Source organism: Palleronia abyssalis, assembly GCF_900302445.1.
In the GTDB taxonomy this organism is placed as follows: domain Bacteria; phylum Pseudomonadota; class Alphaproteobacteria; order Rhodobacterales; family Rhodobacteraceae; genus Palleronia; species Palleronia abyssalis.
Window position 1 is genome coordinate 1 of the sequence record NZ_ONZF01000019.1, and the last position, 15,995, is coordinate 15,995.

Annotated in this window: 16 protein-coding genes; 7 read left to right on the top strand and 9 right to left on the bottom strand. The window is 65.4% G+C overall.

All coding sequences use genetic code 11. The features are described from left to right. From PAA8504_RS22345 to PAA8504_RS20855, 4 genes are all read left to right on the top strand, one after another. Positions 1-100 (top strand): integrase core domain-containing protein (locus tag PAA8504_RS22345; protein WP_146190509.1); only part of this gene is annotated, 100 nt, incomplete at its 5' end. 329 nt (positions 101-429) lie between these two features. Next, the gene (locus PAA8504_RS20845; protein WP_108896064.1) at positions 430-2,169 is read left to right on the top strand and encodes a sensor histidine kinase; all 1,740 of its coding nucleotides are present in this window, start codon (positions 430-432) and stop codon (positions 2,167-2,169) included. Between the two features lie 11 nt (positions 2,170-2,180). Continuing rightward, entirely contained in the window at positions 2,181-2,864 is a 684-nt protein-coding gene (locus tag PAA8504_RS20850; RefSeq protein WP_146190553.1) for a response regulator, read from the top strand. A gap of 40 nt (positions 2,865-2,904) precedes the next feature. Beyond that, the gene (locus PAA8504_RS20855; protein WP_108896066.1) at positions 2,905-3,321 is read left to right on the top strand and encodes a response regulator; all 417 of its coding nucleotides are present in this window, start codon (positions 2,905-2,907) and stop codon (positions 3,319-3,321) included. 50 nt (positions 3,322-3,371) lie between these two features. Here PAA8504_RS20855 and PAA8504_RS20860 read toward each other — a convergent pair whose 3' ends face one another. Genes PAA8504_RS20860 through PAA8504_RS20880 form a run of 5 tightly spaced genes read right to left on the bottom strand, consistent with a single transcriptional unit; the run spans position 3,372 to position 7,379 of the window. Further along, a complete protein-coding gene (locus PAA8504_RS20860; RefSeq protein WP_108896067.1) occupies positions 3,372-5,165 on the bottom strand; it encodes a SulP family inorganic anion transporter in 1,794 nt (597 codons plus the stop codon). A 2-nt stretch (positions 5,166-5,167) separates the two neighbouring features. Further along, complete coding sequence (locus PAA8504_RS20865) at positions 5,168-5,551, bottom strand: rhodanese-like domain-containing protein (RefSeq protein WP_219928969.1); 384 nt, start codon at positions 5,549-5,551, stop codon at positions 5,168-5,170. Positions 5,552-5,563: 12 nt separating this feature from the next. Then, positions 5,564-6,481 (bottom strand): MBL fold metallo-hydrolase, encoded by a 918-nt coding sequence (locus PAA8504_RS20870; protein WP_108896068.1) that lies wholly within the window; start codon positions 6,479-6,481, stop codon positions 5,564-5,566. Further along, a complete protein-coding gene (locus PAA8504_RS20875; protein WP_108896069.1) occupies positions 6,478-6,921 on the bottom strand; it encodes a DUF6691 family protein in 444 nt (147 codons plus the stop codon). The genes PAA8504_RS20870 and PAA8504_RS20875 overlap by 4 nt, the downstream gene beginning before the upstream one ends. Further along, positions 6,921-7,379, bottom strand: a complete 459-nt coding sequence (locus PAA8504_RS20880; protein WP_108896070.1) for a YeeE/YedE family protein — start codon at positions 7,377-7,379, stop codon at positions 6,921-6,923. Before PAA8504_RS20880 ends, PAA8504_RS20875 begins: the two co-directional genes overlap by 1 nt. A 90-nt stretch (positions 7,380-7,469) precedes the next feature. Here PAA8504_RS20880 and PAA8504_RS20885 point away from each other — a divergent pair, with 90 nt between their 5' ends. Further along, complete coding sequence (locus PAA8504_RS20885; RefSeq protein WP_108896071.1) at positions 7,470-7,787, top strand: ArsR/SmtB family transcription factor; 318 nt, start codon at positions 7,470-7,472, stop codon at positions 7,785-7,787. A 379-nt stretch (positions 7,788-8,166) separates the two neighbouring features. Here PAA8504_RS20885 and tnpC read toward each other — a convergent pair whose 3' ends face one another. The 3 genes from tnpC to tnpA form a co-directional block, all read right to left on the bottom strand. Then, on the bottom strand, positions 8,167-9,753 hold the full coding sequence (gene tnpC, locus PAA8504_RS20890; RefSeq protein WP_108896099.1) for an IS66 family transposase: 1,587 nt from the start codon (positions 9,751-9,753) through the stop codon (positions 8,167-8,169). Positions 9,754-9,814: 61 nt separating this feature from the next. Further along, complete coding sequence (tnpB, locus tag PAA8504_RS20895) at positions 9,815-10,162, bottom strand: IS66 family insertion sequence element accessory protein TnpB (RefSeq protein WP_108896072.1); 348 nt, start codon at positions 10,160-10,162, stop codon at positions 9,815-9,817. Beyond that, positions 10,159-10,533, bottom strand: coding sequence for an IS66-like element accessory protein TnpA (tnpA, locus tag PAA8504_RS20900; RefSeq protein ID WP_108896073.1), 375 nt, complete (start codon positions 10,531-10,533; stop codon positions 10,159-10,161). Before tnpA ends, tnpB begins: the two co-directional genes overlap by 4 nt. 989 nt (positions 10,534-11,522) lie before the next feature. On the opposite strand from tnpA, the gene PAA8504_RS20905 reads away from it, so the two are divergent. After that, positions 11,523-11,846, top strand: a complete 324-nt coding sequence (locus PAA8504_RS20905) for a plasmid mobilization protein (protein ID WP_181375909.1) — start codon at positions 11,523-11,525, stop codon at positions 11,844-11,846. After that, complete coding sequence (locus tag PAA8504_RS20910) at positions 11,843-13,627, top strand: hypothetical protein (RefSeq protein ID WP_108896075.1); 1,785 nt, start codon at positions 11,843-11,845, stop codon at positions 13,625-13,627. Before PAA8504_RS20905 ends, PAA8504_RS20910 begins: the two co-directional genes overlap by 4 nt. A 28-nt stretch (positions 13,628-13,655) precedes the next feature. Here the strand turns inward: PAA8504_RS20910 and PAA8504_RS20915 are convergent, their stop codons facing one another. Then, a complete protein-coding gene (locus tag PAA8504_RS20915; RefSeq protein ID WP_108896076.1) occupies positions 13,656-15,941 on the bottom strand; it encodes an AAA family ATPase in 2,286 nt (761 codons plus the stop codon). Between the last annotated feature and the right edge of the window lie 54 nt (positions 15,942-15,995).

Sequence of the window (15,995 nt, forward strand, 5' to 3'; positions counted from 1 at the left end):
CGCCGGGTGGTTCGAGGACTACAACGACAACCACCCGCACTCAGGGCTGAAGATGCGTTCGCCTCGCGAGTTCATCGCAGCTCAAACCGCAACCGCCTGAGTGTCCGCTGAAACGGGGGCAAGACCAGCCAGCAAGGAATGGCCGTGGCAGTTCCTATCCGCACTACAGCCCCCAAGCGCAGGGCGGCGAATGACGGCTATTGCAAACGCCGGTTTGCGAAAGAGGCAGGTCGCCTACCGTTAGCGTGAAAGCAAAATTGGTCGCATTGAACGACGAAGGCCTGAGCAACCCGAGCAGCTCCTGCCGAAGTTGTGCGGCACAGGGGTCGAGCCGGCGACGTGAGACTGCAAGCCAACTCTTTACCATATCTTATGGCAATCTCGCTAACGTTACTCTGATCCAGGTCGGATCTTGGTAGGAGAACGTTCGTGCAGAACATCGTCACGATGGTCGAGGGCGGCTCGGTCGTGCTGCTTTCGGTCCTCGCCGCAAGTACGATCCACGGCCGCTTCTCGGACCGGTTCTGGCTTGGCGGGCTTCTGCTCGGGGCGCTGTTCACGCTCATCGGCGTTCTGGTGATGGAGAACGCCGTCGAGGTCGTGCCGGGTATACGAACCGATCCCCGCGGGGCCGTGGTGGTCCTCTCCGCGGCATTCGGCGGCCCGGTGGCCGTCGCCATCACGGCCCCGTGCCTTGCACTGCTGAGGTTGGCGTATGGCGGGGTGGGGGCTGCTCCGGGTGCGATGTACATTCTGGGCGTCGGTCTTGCCGCCGGACTTGCGTGGTACTGGTGGTTCCGCGTTCGCAAGGAACGACCGAACGTCCGGTACGTCCTGATCCAGGCGACCGTCGCCGGGACCGTCCCGACCCTGATCCTTCTGATGGCCAGCAGCGCCCCGTGGGCGGTCTTCCTCACGGCCAACGGGCTTCTGGCGCCGACGAACTTCGCCGCGACCCTGCTGATGGGCTTCATGCTGGTTCGCGACCTCGATCGGGCCCATGCGATCAGGGCTCGCGAGGACACGCAGGCACAGATCGACGCGATGTCGGAACACGCGCCGGTCGCGCTGTTCCAGATCGTCCGCGATGAAGATGGCGCCCCGCGGTTCACCCATGTCTCGAAGGCCGCCCAGAAGATCATCGAACTCCGACCGCGCGATCTTCTCGAAGATTTCCGAAGGATCGACACGATCGCCGACGGTCCGGTCGCCGAGGTGATCGACGACAAGCTGCGCGTGTCCGAGGCGGGGTTCAACGCGTGGAGCTACGAGCTGGAATGCACGGCGTCCAGCGGCAACGAGACGTGGATTTACATCCATGCCGGCATTCGCAGGGACCGGAACGGTCGATGCATCTGGGATGGCTCCATCGTCGTTATCACCGGGCGGAAGATATCCGAGAAGCTGAAGGACGAGTTCATCTCGACCGTCAGCCATGAGCTCAGGACCCCGTTGACGTCGATCCGGGGATCGCTTGGCCTCGTCCTTGGCGGCGGCGCCGCGGCGCAGTTGCCCGCAAACGTCTCGGGCCTGCTGGACATTGCCAATCGCAACGCGGAACGGCTTGTCCTCCTGATCAACGACATTCTCGACGTGCAGAAGATCCGGTCGGGGCGGATGAGCATGGCGATGGAGCGGCAGCAGATCCGGTCACATGTCGAGGACGCGCTTGCCTTGGCGGCGAATTACGCGCCCGAGAAGAACCTGGTTTTCACCCTGGAGGATCACGCACCGGCGGGCGAGGGGAGGGTCGATCCCGGACGGCTTGGCCAGGTGCTTGCGAACCTCCTGTCGAACGCGATCAAGTTCTCGCCGGAGGAGGGAACGGTCAGGCTCTCGATCCGCCATGTCGACGGCAAGCTCCGGATCTCGGTGGCCGACGAAGGACCCGGCATTCCGGTCGAGTTCGCCGATCGCATCTTCGAGCCGTTCAGCCAGCACGAAAAGTCGAACACGCGAAGCATCGGCGGGACCGGCCTCGGCCTCAATATCAGCCAGGCGCTGATCGAGGCGATGGATGGGACGATCTGGTTCGAGTCGGTCGGGGGCACGGGGCGACCTTCCATGTCGATCTGCCCGCGGTGGCGTCGCAAATCCCGATCGATGCCGCGACGGACGCTGCCGCCGCCGATAGGTGCGTGCTGGTCTGCAGCAACGATAGCGATCTGATCCGGACGGTCATGGTCACGATCGAAAGCATTCCACTGCTTGTCGATATCACCCGCACTGCCGAGGCGGCCTGCGACCTTGCATCCCGCCGCCAGTACGCAGCCCTGGTCCTCGATGCGGGCACGGTAGCCCCAATGGCTATTCTGGATCGCCTCGGGGCGGACGAGCAGCCGAAGGACATACCTATCATTGTCGCGTCCGAAGACCGGGCGGTGGGGTGTGGATCATTCGCAGAGCCGGCCGCCCGGCTTGCGAAGCCCCTGAATGAGGTTTCTTTGCGCGCCGCGTTGGATGCGGTCTTATCGCCACCTCAAGCCGAGTGGCACATTCTCTATGTGGAAGACGACACGTTCCTGCACGAGATCTTCCAGCAACACTTGGGGGAGAATGTCAGGATGACGTCGGCAGCTACCCTGGCGGAAGCGCGGGCCTGTATCGCAGCGCGCGACTTCGACCTGGTCCTTCTTGATCTCGAGCTTCCGGACGGACCCGGGGAACAGCTTGTAAAGGAAATTGCGCCGACGACGCCGATCCTCGTGTTCTCGGCATATGACATCGATACGGAGATCGCGCGGAACGTTGCAAGTGTCATGACGAAATCACGTGTGAAGGAAGCGGAGGTGGCCAAAACCGCCGCGGCCATACTTGCAAAGAAACCGGCCAGCGGGTCCTCCCACACAATGACGGCTGAATGAGACCAGGCGCCATCGGTTCACGACGTATGAAAGACCGGCCATGAGGGTCCTGCATGTCGATGACGATGCGGATATCCGCGAGATTGCCGAGCTGGCGCTGCGCCTCGATCCCGCATTCGAAGTGCTATCGGCCGCGTCCGGGGCCGAAGCCCTCGACAGGGTTTCCGACTTCGCGCCGGAACTTTGCCTCATCGATGTGATGATGCCCGGTATGGATGGCCCCAGCCTATGGCTGGCTTTGCGCGATCACCCGCTAACAGCTGACGTGCCGGTCATCTTCATGACCGCCATGGCGCAGAGCCACATGGTGGACGATCTCATGAGGCTCGGCGCGATCGGGATCATTGCCAAACCGTTCGACCCGATGAAGCTGGCAGAGGAGGTGAAGGAACAGCTAGAGAGCCCGGGACTGTCCCGAACCGCCATGTACCAGGCTTCTTCGGTCGTCACGCGTTGAATGAGAAGCGGCATTGCTCACCAATATCGACGGTTATTGGCGCTGCTGGATCATGCGGTGGCGGACCCACGCTCGGGAAACGGCTTGGTCGCATCCATGGCGGGCTGATCCGCGCGATCGGCCGTCTCCGTAAGGTCCGGAGCCAACAATTTCATCGCCGCGTGGTGAGAAAGGAACACGGTTCCCGTCAGTCCTTCCAAGAACGAAGACTTCGCCAATCGGTCCATCACCGGGCCCTTCACCTCCGAGAGATGCAAGTCGACTCCTTGGTCGGCGAGGCGGTGGGTCACCAGTTCCAGGCTTTCCAAGGCGCTTGCGTCGATAAGGTTCACCGCGGCGCAATTCAGTACCAAGTGCCGCAGGCGGGGCCGGTCCGCCGCCGACCGTTGGATCACGTTCTCGACAGCACGTGCATTACCGAACCAGATGCTTTCGTCGATCCTCAGGGACATGACGTTCTCCGATCGAAGCACATCGTGCCGCAGGATGTTACGGTAGTGCCGGGTGCCGGGTACTTGTCCGATCTCAGCAATATGGGGCCGCGAGCTGCGCCACAGATGCAGGAGCAGCGACAGCGCGACGCCAGTAATGATGCCGGCTTCCACACCCGCGGTCAGCGTCATGACGATCGTGGCGGCCATCGCTGCGAAGTCGAACCGCGAGTAGCGCCAGGTACGGCGCAGGGCGCCCAGATCGACAAGGCTCAGGACGGCGACGATGATCGTTGCCGCCAGCACGGCGAGTGGCAGGTGAAAGATCAGCGGAGTGAGAAACATCGACGCAAGCGCAATACCCACAGCCGTGTAGGCACCGGCGGCTGGTGTCTCGGCGCCGGCGTCAAAGTTCACGACCGAGCGGGCGAAGCCGCCGGTGACGGGATAGCCGCCGGAGAAGGCTGCTGCCAGGTTCGACATGCCAAGGCCAATCATCTCCTGGTCGGGCCGGATCGACTGCCGACGCTTAGCCGCAAGCGTCTGGGCGATCGAGACGGATTCGGCGAAGCCGATGATCGAGATGAGGAAGGCGGCCGGCAGGAGCGTGCTCCAGAGCGCAGGATCGAGCGGCGGCAGAGAAAGAGGCGGGAGCCCCTGCGGCACGTGACCCACGACCGCAACGCCCTGCGCTTCGAGGTCAAATCCGACGACCGCCAGTATCGAGACCACGACCGCGAGCACGGGACCGGTGCGCGCCAGAAGCGTGGCCGCGCCGGACGGCAGGCCGAGGCGCTCGAACGTCAGCTTCAGCTTCGACCGTGACCAGAAGAGAAAGGCCGTCGCTGCGCCGCCGATGACAAGCGTCGGGACGTTGGTCTCCGGGAGAGCCGGAAGGAGGGACCTGCCCAGTTCGATCACCGTGTGACCACCAGCCTCGACCCCGAGAATGTGCTTCAACTGGCTGGCGGCGATCAGGAGGCCCGAGGCCGTAATGAATCCGGAGATGACCGGGTGGGACAGCAGGTTCGCCACGAAGCCCAGCCGGAAGATCCCCATGGCGAAGAGGATCAGGCCCGAGAGCAGCGCGAGGGTGATGGCGGCCGCAACGTATTCCGCGCTTCCGGGCGTCGCCGCCGCGCCGGCGGCTGTCGCGGTCAGTAGCGAGACCACGGCCACCGGGCCGACGGCGAGGGTGCGACTGGTACCGAAGATCGCATAGGCGACCAGCGGCAGGATCGAGGCGTAAAGTCCGACGATGGGCGGCAGGCCGGCCAGCATCGCATAGGCCAGCGATTGCGGGATCAGCATGTTCGTCACGATCAATGCCGCTATCCCGTCGCTCAGCAGCGCCTGCCGGTCGTAGCGGCGCCCCCAGTCGAGGACGGGAAGGTATCCAGCCAGCCTGCCCATGATCAGCTTTCGACCGAAAGGCCGGCGGATTTCCACCCGCCGAGTCCGCCTTCGATGAGATCGGCCTCGTAGCCCATCCGCCGCAACGTGTCCGCGGCCAGGGTGGCGCGGCCACCCGAGGCACAGAGAACATGCACACGTCCACAGCTTTGGGTCTCGGTAAGCCGCGCTTCGGCGGTCTGCGCCGTTGCATCCGCCCGCGTCTTGAGAATGCCGCGCGGGATGTGCAGCGCACCCGCGATGCGCCCGTCCTTCTCCAGTTCGACCGGCTCGCGCACGTCGAGGATCAGGTCGCCATTGCGCATTGCTTCCTCTGCCTCCTCCGGGGAGACCGCGTCGACGCGGCTGCGGGCGTCGGAAACAAGATCTTTCATGGTCATGGTCATTGGCTTTTCTCCTTAGAAGCGGTTGACGGGAAGTTTGAGGTAGGCGCGGCCATCATCCTCGGCCGGCGGCAGGCGACCGCCCCGGAGGTTGATCTGGAGCGCCGCCAGGATGCGGGCGGGCAGTGGCAGAGTCGCATCCCGCTCGTCGCGACGCTTGATCCAGTCCTCCCGGCGGGTGCCATCCTTGACGTGCGGGTTCTCGGCCTTGTGCTCGGCCACAGTGGCCTCCCACATCGGCTCATCACGGCCTTCGGCCCCATAATCGTGCCCGACGAAGAGGCGCGTGTCGGCAGGCAGCGCGAGGATGTCCTGGATCGAGTCCCAGAGTTGCGCGGTGTTCCCGCCCGGGAAGTCGGCACGCGCCGTGCCCACGTCGGGCTGCATGAGCGTGTCGTGGGTGAACGCAGCATTGCCACAGACATAGGTGATCGAGCCCAGCGTGTGCCCGGGCGACAGCATCACGCGCACATCCAGCTCGCCGATCCGGAAGGTCTCGCCCTCCGCGAAGAGCCGGTCGAAGTCCCGCTCCGGATCGAAGACGCCGTGCATGTTGTAGATCTCTTCCCAGAGAGCTGCGATGTCATGGACCTTGTCGCCGATCGCAGTAGGCGCGCCGGTGCGCTCCTTCAGGTGCGCGGAGGCCATGACATGGTCAGCGTGGGGGTGGGTGTCGAGCACCCATTCCACTGACAGGCCATTCTCCCGCACGAGGTCCAGCACCTGGTCCATGCTCTCGGTCGAGAAGCGGTAATTCTTCGGGTCGAAGTTCCAGGCGACATCAATGAGCGCGGCCTTCTTCGTGGCTGGATCGGCGCAGATATACTGGATCGAGCCGGTATCTGGCTCATAGATACCCCAGACATCGGGACTGCCCGGCCCCCTTGAGGCGGAATGGCGCACGAACCGCTGTTGCAGCTTTGAAGGGCTCATTGGGTTGCTCCTTTTGGTGCGAAGATGTTGAGGGACTTGCCGCGGGCGCCAAGCCAGAGTCCGGCGAGCAGCGCGGGCACGAAGACCAGCGTGCCGGGGGCGAGGAGCGGCAGCGCTGTCCACGCGGGACCGGGGCAGAAGCCGCCGATCCCCCACCCGGTGCCGAAGAGTGCCGCGCCGATGATCAGCGGCCGGTCGATCCGGGTGCTTGTCGGGACGTCGAACGTCCTCTCCAGCGCGGGAGCCGTCCGCCGCCACACGAGGCGGTAGCCGATGAAGGCGGTCACTGTCGCGCCGCCCATGACGAAGGCAAGGCTGGGGTCCCAGGCGCCGGCGAGGTCGAGGAAGTTCAGGACCTTTGCCGGGTTCGACATGCCCGAGATCACGAGGCCTAGCCCGAAGACGAGGCCGCTGAGGAAACCGAAAGCGATGCGCGTCATCATGCACCTCCCAGAAAATGGCGCAGGACGAAGACCGTAACGAAACCGGCGGCCATGAAGGTCACGACTGCGGCGAGCGAGCGGACGGACAGCCGCGCAAGGCCGCAGACGCCATGGCCGGACGTGCAGCCGGAGCCAAGCGCCGTGCCGAGGCCCACGAGCAGCCCGGCCACGGCCATGCCGAAGAGGTTCGTGGGCACGCTCTGGGTGGCCGTGCCGCCGACCAGCATTAGCGCCAGCGGCGACGCCACCAGGCCCAGCAGGAAGGCCAGCCGCCAGTCCCGGTCGCGCGGCGTGCCGGGTGTCGGCAGGAGCGTGCTAAGGAACCCCTTCGTGATCCCCGAGATCCCCGCGATCCGTCCGAACAGGCCCATCACCATGACCGCGCTGAGACCGATCAGGACCCCACCGCCGAGCGAGGCCCAGGGCGTGAAGGCCGTTTGCAGCTCCATCTCCATTATGTATCTCCATTCTGAAGCCACGCGCTTGCATCCGGCGGGCTAGTCGGCTAAATATAAGTAACACCTAAATCAGGCAAGTCTAATGTAATGAAGCTGGATGCAGACAAGTCCGTCGCCGCCCTCCAGGAGCGTGCCGACTACGTGGCTGGCCGGTTGGCGCTTGTCGCGAATGCAAAGCGACTCTTGATCCTGTGCGAGCTCGTGAAGGGCGAGCGGTCAGTCGGTTCGCTTCAGACGGCCGTCGGGCTCAGCCAGTCGGCCCTGAGCCAGCACCTCGCCAAGCTGCGAGAGTCTGGCATGGTCGACACCCGCAGGGAGAGCCAGACGATCCACTACAGGATCAGCGACCCGGATCTCGAGGTCCTGATGGCTGCACTCTACGAGGCATTCTGCAAGGACGTTTGACGCGCAGTGCGGCTGCCCCATTCAGCTCGTAGGGCGGGCCTGCCATCAACTACAGGACAGGCCGGGACCTCATTTACCTGGCTGTCGGGTATCGACCTGGAAGTGAAACGCCGTCCTTGAAAATGATTGCCTGAACAAAGCCCCACGCCCCCAGAGGCGCTGAGCGGCCCGCTGAATGGCTATCCATCACTACCTAGGTTACCCCCCATAAAACACCAAACACGCGCCCCTGCGCCCTCTCTCAGGAACTCTGAGCGACATTGCAAGAATTTCCCGGGGGTATTCCGTTCGCCGAGGGGCTTCGATGCGATGCTCACGCCCAGAATGCTCGGGTCTCTGGATTCCCCCTGAATCGTAACCACCCGATTGAGACCGCAGTTCAGTCCTCGGCCTTCCAGTTCCAAGGGAGAAGCTCGTCGAGGCGGTTGATCTTGTGATCATGGATGCGGTCGAGGACATCAGCGAGCCAGGCTTGCGGGTCCAAGCCGCTCATCTTCGCCGTCTCGATCAGGGTCATGGCCCGGGCGAGGGTTTCCCCGCCGCTGTCGGACCCGGCGAAGAGCCAGTTGCGGCGGCCAACGCCGATCGGGCGCATGGCACGCTCGGCCGGGTTGTTATCGATCCCAATGCGCCCGTCCTCGAGGAACAGTTCGAATGACGGCCAGCGGGAGAGCCCGTAGCGGAAGGCCTTTGCGAGATCGCCCTTGCCCGGGATGCGCGCCAGCTGTGCCTCGGCCCATGCCTTGAAGGCGTCGACCTGGGGGCGGGAGTGCTGCTCCCGTGCGGCCTTGCGCAGCTCGGCGGGTTGGCCGGCGATCTTACGCTCGACGTCGTAGATCTTCCCGATCCGGTCGAGCGCCTTTCGCGCGATCTCGGACTTCGTGGCCTCCCAGACATCGTGGAAGTCACGGCGCAGATGCGCCCAACAGGCCGCCTCGCGGAACTGGCTGCTGCCGTCAGCGCGTCGCTCGTAGAGCTGGCCGAAGCCTGCGTAGGCATCCGCCTGAAGGATACCGCTGCTACCGTGCAGATGCCGACGCGGATGCTCGCCCTTCCTGTCCGGTGAGAAGCGATAGACCACGCCCGGCGGCGCCGCGCCGGCCCATGGCCTCTGGTCCGACACGTAAGCCCAGACCCGGCCTTGCTTGATCCCCTTGCCGAGACCGCGGTCGCGGCGGGACCGATCCAGCACGCGGATCGGCGTGTCGTCTGCATGGAGCACGGGGGCAGCCATGACCTCCGCCTCGATCCTCTCGATGATCGGAGCGAGCACCTTCATGGCCCCACCGCACCAGTTCAGGAGCGTGCTGTCAGGGATGTCGGCGCCCATGCGGGCGTAGATCTCGCTCTGGCGGTAAAGCGGAAGGTGGTCATCGAACTTGGAGACCAGAACCTGCGCCAACAGGCCCGGACCAGCCATGCTGCCGGGGATGGGACGGCTCGGGGCAGCGGCTTGCACGATGCGTTCGCACCGGCGGCATGACTTCTTCACCCGCGCGATCTGAACGACCTTCATCTGCGCGGCAATCATGTCGAGTAGCTCGCTGACGTCTTCCCCCACCACGCGCAGGTCGCCGCCGCACTCGGGGCAGCAGGTGCCGGGATCCAGTTCGCGGCGCTCCCGTGGGGTCTCGTCCGACACCCGCGGCCTGCGACGCGACTTCGCCTCGGTAGTAGCGGGGTGGGCATCCTCTTCGTCGGCTGGCTCGTTGCGCTGCTGCTCGGCCGCGGCGATCAGCAGGTCCTCCAGCGCCAGCTCGAGCTGCGCGATCTCCCGTTCAATCTTCTCCGAGGACTTGCCGAAGGCTTGCTTCTGGAGCCTGGCGATCCGCAGACGCAGTGCTTGGACCAGCTGCTCGTGGGCCTGGAGCGTGGCCGATATCCGGGCATTCTCCGCCTGAAGGGCGGCGATCATCGCCTTCAGAACGGTGGGGTCATCGGTGAGGCTGTCGGCACTATTGGACATGACGACAGATACCATAACGCGCCGCATATAGCCAACAAAACAAGGGGTTCGGGGTGATAAATCATCCCACCCGCGCTGGCGGCGCACCCCAGTCCGGGCGTCTCCAGTCGATCCCCTCCCACAGCATCGCCATTTGCGCAGACGTCAGTCGGGCCACGCCGGCCTCGGCGGTCGGCCACGGGAAGCGGCCACGTTCGAGCACCTTGTAGTAGAGGCAGAACCCCTGGCCATCCCAGTAGAGGAGCTTCAGCCGATCGCCCCGGCGCCCCCGGAACGCGAAGACCGCGCCGCTCGCGGGCTTCTGGCGCAGGACATCCTGCGCCATGGCCGAAAGCCCCGCGATGCCCTTCCTCATGTCGGTGACTCCGCAGGCAAGGTAGACCCGGACCCCCGTGCCCGGCCCGATCATGCCGCCTCGACGAGGCGGATCAGCCGGACGAGAGCGTCATCCTCGACCTGCCCGCTCCAACGCAAGGTCCGGCCATTCCCCAGGACGATCTCGACCCGGAGGTCCTCCCCGTGCCCCGCACGGGAAGTCCGGCTCGGCTCCTCCACGACATGCTCGACCGGCAGGAACACGGCTCCTTCGGACCGCGGCCACATCCCCTTCCGCCGAAGTTCGCGACGCCACTGGTAGATGTGCTGACGTGTCAGGTCGTGGCGCCGCGCGACGTCCGCCACGGTCGCCCCCGCGACACCGACCTCCATGAGAACGCCGAGCTTTTGCTCGTCGGACCAACGCCTGCGCCGCTCGACACCGATGATCACCTCATGCCGCATATCTCTCTCCGCCCGATACGACGTCGTTAACGACGGAGTATAAGATCTGCGCCCGAAGGCAGGCAGGCGGCTTCAATCGGGTGCTTACCCTGAATCTGCCGGATAAAGTTTTTCTCCGTTACACCTTTGTTTTCACGTCATAAAACAGGGATTTGTGGTGCTTCTGTAGAGATAAAACGGGTGATTTCGCGGGAAACAGACCAAAATCCCGGGCTCGTCAAACAAAAAAATCCTTTCAAATCAGTCTTGTAACGCCCGTAACACCGATGTATCGCACCTGTAACATAGATAAAATCGTTTCTTATCAGGTGCTTAGTATATATCTATATATGTGTTACGGTAGAGATAGATAAATATATATACACGTACACACACGCGCACGCACACATACGCGCGCACGCACACGCACACACAAAACACTCTGTAGAAGCGTAACACCGTAACGCATCCCGAGTTTACCGCGTAATGTTATGATTTTGCTCGTAGAATATCTGTAACGCAGGGTGTTACCGACCGTTACGCTCCGCTGGTCAGATAAACCGCTGCGTCTGCCTGTCGGGGTCGAGCAGCGCCGCCCTGCTGCCTGTTCCGGCGCCACCCGATCCCGAAGCTCCGCGCCCCCCGGCACCCTACTCGTGGCAAAACCCGGGTTGGAACGAAGGTAGAACGCATACGATCTCAGCCGTTGCCCCTGCAAGTCCCGGCGGAAGGCAGGGAGCCTATGGGCAGCGCTGCATCTTCTAGGGTTCGACCTAACCACCCCGGCTGGCGCCGAGTCCCGAACCGGATCGGTGCCATCATGCATGGCAGATACGGGCGGTCGCGCTGCCCCCCCTTCGAAGGTGGCTCGGTCGTGCCGACCCGGAAGGAACGGGCGTTGCTCCGATCGAGCCTTATCCGGACTCATCGGTGCTTTGTGTTTTCATAACGATCGTCGATCTTCGTGGTGATCAAGGCCCCCGCGGTGGGCCCACCTGCGAGAGATGACGATGCCGAGCACCAAGCCAGTCATGAAGATCCGTCTCGATCCCGAGGAGAAGGCCGCGATCGAAGCCGCGGCGCGCGAGGCCGGTCTGTCCGTTTCGCAGTTCGTCCTGCAGTGCAGTCTCCGGAAGGGCGCGCGGTTCACCCAGCGGACCGACCCGCTCGTCCTGAACCTGACCGAACGGGCGGTCGCCGCTGTCGAACAGATCGCTGCCGATCAGTCCAAGGATACCGCGCCGATCACGGCGGCGTCAAACCTGGCGACGGCGGATCGCCTCATCGCAGATATCGGAAAGCTACGCGCGATGTTCGAGGGGTCCACACGATGATCCTCGGATGGTCGCCCTACCAGGCGCGGAGCGCCACCCAGCCGTCGGATTACCTCATGGGCACGTCCGTCGAGAAGGTGGTGGGGTCGCGCCGGGCGGTGCTCGAACGCGACCCCATACCGGAACTCCTTCTCGGCGATCCCGAGAGGTTCCAGGCGGCTGTCCGGGCCTTGCGGTCGAAGACCGTCTACCGGGCCGCCACGCTGACCTTCGGGCCCGACGAGATCGACGTGGCCGCGTTCAACCGCGGAGACCCGGAACTGCGCGCGATGATCGCGTCGAGCATCGAGATCTTCGACGCGCTCTTCCACGCCGGGATCCCGGACAGGAGCAGGCTTCCGTTCTTCGTCGGGACCCATACCCATACGGGCCGCCTGGAGGTCAATTTCGCGATGCCGCGGGCCATCATCAACCGCACAGGCCAGGTGCGGAACTTCAACCCGCATCCGCCCATGATGGGCAGCCGGAACGACCTCGACGCCGCCGGCGATATGGTGATCCGCGCCTTCGGGTTCCGGGATCCCCGCGATCCGGCCATGCAGGTGCGCCTGAAGAGCGAGAACTGGGTCGAGAAACGCTGTGCAGAAGCCCACCGGGCCAGGGAAGGCTTCGACGAGAGCGACCCGGTCCCCTTTCTCTTCAGCCAGCTCAAGATCCTGTCGCATTTCTACGACAGCATCGACGAGGTTCTCGGGGCGGGGGCCTTCCTCCTCGATGACGTGGGCTACCGGGTTGCCCGTCGCAGTTCGAAGACCCTGGTCCTCGAGCCCCGCGCGGGCACCGGCAAGAGACCCCTTGAACTCTCCGGGTCCCTCATCACCGGGGAAACGCCCGAGACCCTGACACGCAATGTCCCGCTCGACACCGCGCCCCAGCGTCTGTCGGCGGCATGGCGCAAACGGGCGCAGGCCAATGCGAAAGGCCTGCATATCGACCCGTGCGCGGAACCCGCATGGGACCGGATACTCGCATCGCCGTCCGTCGTTCTTCCGGAATGCCACCCACGGTACCGGAACCCGCGGCAAATGCTCGAGCGCCCGAAGCTGCGCCGAAAGCTTGCGCAGCTGGTGTCCGGACTGGCCCGGGCCCTGCAGGGCAGCCTCGGCCTGCGGCATCTCATCGATCTGATGACGCCCTCGCGTCCCGTTCTTCATGATATCATCGCAACACTGGAAGCCATCCATGTCCCAACCCCCCGTTCCCCCCTCCAGCCTTCCCCACCGGGCTCAGATCGAACACCTGATCTCGCTCCTGACGCAGGTCCTGGAGAAGAAATCCGACACGGACCTCGCCGAGACGATCCAGGCGTTCGCCACCTCGAACGAGCGCATTCACCTCGAACTGCAGCGGATCGCCGGCGACCTTCGAGAAGCGGTGAAGACGATTCCAGCCCAGGAGCGGATCGATCGACGCCTGGACCGAATGACCGCCGACATGGCGTCGATGAACCGGAACATCGAGAGGCTCCTGTCGGAGATGATGGCCCCGCTCGACGATTGACCTGGTGGCGATACGTCCGCCGGGACCTGCGCGCCGCTTTTCCGGACAGCAATATCCGGATCCTGCCGCGACCCGGAATCGGGCCGGGCGCCCTGCAGGTTCGCCTCGATGGCGATATCTTCCTCGTGGATCGCCAGGGCATCCTGGAGGGCGCGAAGGACGCGGCATTCTCGACGGTCTACGCGACCCTGGTCGACGAGCTCCGGACACAGGAAGACCTCGGGGCCGATCCGTCCCCTGACCTATGCGGCGCCGGCGCTCATGGGATCGCCGGTCCGTGACCGGGACGGGCGCCAGGTCGACGGCGCTTCAGGCCGACCGGCCTGGAACGCCGTCCGAGCGGCTTCCTGGGCGTCGCACCCCGCCAGTCGGGCCATTGCCGTCGGCCTGCCGCTCCGGTTTCGTCTGGGAAATCTCGGCTTCCAGGTCGACCTCCCGTTCGCGGACCAGCTGATCGGCCAGGGCGGCGAGCTCCGGCCTGCGGTCCCGCAGGAGGCCGGTCGCCCGGGCCGCCGCGGCCTGGATCAGGGCCTCGATCGCGCGGCGGTCACGGGCGGGGAGCCGAAGGATATCCGCGACCCCGCTGTCCGGAATGCGGGCGAGAGTGCCCGCGAAGCCCCATTGGTGATGCATTTGCACGGCCAGGGTGGTGGCGTTGGCAAGATCGCTGCCGGGCCCCCGGCCGCCGCCGGAGGTCACGTCGCCGAAGATCAGGTCTTCGGCCGCCCGTCCGGCCAGCATGACGGTGAGTTGATCGCGGGCGGTGTTCGGGGTCATGTAGGGCAGGCCCCGGGTCGGGGTCTGCCCTCCCGACATCCCGATCGTCACGCAGCCCACCGTCATGCCGAGCGCCCGTGCCGCGATCGCATGGCCGGCCTCGTGGACGGCGATGCGCCGGAGCCGCGCGGCGTCCTCAGGCTCGGCCACCGCGTCGGCGGCGGTACGAAGGTGATGTCCGGACATCTCCGTCCTTGACATTCGCGCCAGAGATCGGGCGCGCTTGACGACGGTCTCGACATCCGCGCCGGTCAGGCCAAGAAGCTGGCCGGCGACGTCTGCGATGACCTGTTCCGGAATGGAAGCGTCCCGCAGGTAGAAGCGGAGGATGGCGGCAAGACCCGCGCGATCCGGCGGCGGGACGTGAATCTTCGTGTCCAGACGGCCCGATCTCAGGATGGCCGGATCGACGGCGGCCGGATGGTTGGTCGCACCGAGGAAGACCACGCCCTCCATCCCGGGCAGCCGGTTCATCTCGGCCAAGAGGCCGTTCACGACCTTGGTGTCGTACCGAGTGTTGTGATGATCGCTCACCTGCCGTGCCGGGAAGCTGTCGAGCTCGTCCACGAAGAGGACGCAGGGCGCCGCATCCCGCGCCGCGTCGAAGCTGGCCCTCATCGCCTTCAGCGTCGTGCCGAGATGCGCGGCATCCTCGGCCTGCCATTCGGCATAGGAGGTCTCGATCACCGGACAGCCGAGCTCCCCGGCCACGGCCCGGGCAAGGCGCGTCTTGCCGGTCCCCGGGGGGCCGAAGAGCAGGACGCTCGCCGGCACGTCCTGCCACGCGACCGCGCCCTGCTGCCAGCCGCGCAGATCGGCCACGACGGCATCGAGCGGCCCCCGCGTCTCGGCCGGCAGCCCTACCACGTCATCGAGGGTGATGCGCGGCGCCGAACCTGCCGGGGCGGGAAGGCGCGTGGCGAACCGGGCGAGGCTCTCGGCCACCGCCAGCGTTGTCGGCGCCCGGAAGGCGGCGAGGAGCGCGAGATCGGGCAGCCGGGCGAGATCGGCGTCAAGCGGGAGGCGATCCCGGATCGCATCCTCGGCGACCAGCCCGGTCCGGGAATGGCTTGCCCGGAGCATCGCGAGCACGATCGCGGCGTCGATCGGGGGCAGGGCGATCCGCGCGGCGATGAAGAGGTCGGCCTCGGCAGGAAGGTGATCCGCCGATCCGACCAGGATGCAGGTTTCCCCGCGCCCGAGGGCGGCGAAGGTGCCTTCGGGAAAGAGCTTCTGCTTGCTGCCATGGCTGCCCGGCGGGGTGGTGAAATCAACCGTTGGCTCGAAACCAACGAACCTCGGGTCGGCCTCCCCCAGGGCCGGCAACACATCGTCCTGGACGAGCTTGCTCAGCGTCGGGAACAGGCTCCCGTCGAACCCCTCGACGAGAACGGCCCCGCCCGGCGCGGCCAGCGCGTCGCGGATGGCGGGGGCGGCGAGACCGGCCGCGGCGCGGGCCAGGAGCGGAACGCGCCGGTCGAGCGCCTGCGCCTCCCGTTCGGCAGCCTGGTCCTCCGCGTCGGCCCAGGGGTCTTCGCCGCGGGCGAGGCAGCCCGCGATCTCGTCCGGGGTCAGCTCGGCGGCGCGGGGCGTGCGAAGCTCCGGCCGGGAGAAGGCCGCGACGAGGCCCGGGCGACGCCGGTCGACCTTCTGGCTGTCCTGCGGACCCGCGTTGTCGCGGATCGGGACCGTCTTGCCGGGCGCGACATCCGCCAGATGAAAGAACCCGGCGTCCCCGTCGGTGTCGGGGCGGTCGTCTTCGAGATGACGACGCAGGGCTGCGGTGACGATGGCCTGGATATCGATATCAATGGGCATGGGCATCTCCTGGGCCCGGACGGTGTCCCGCCGGGCTCTGTTCGAGAAAGGGGA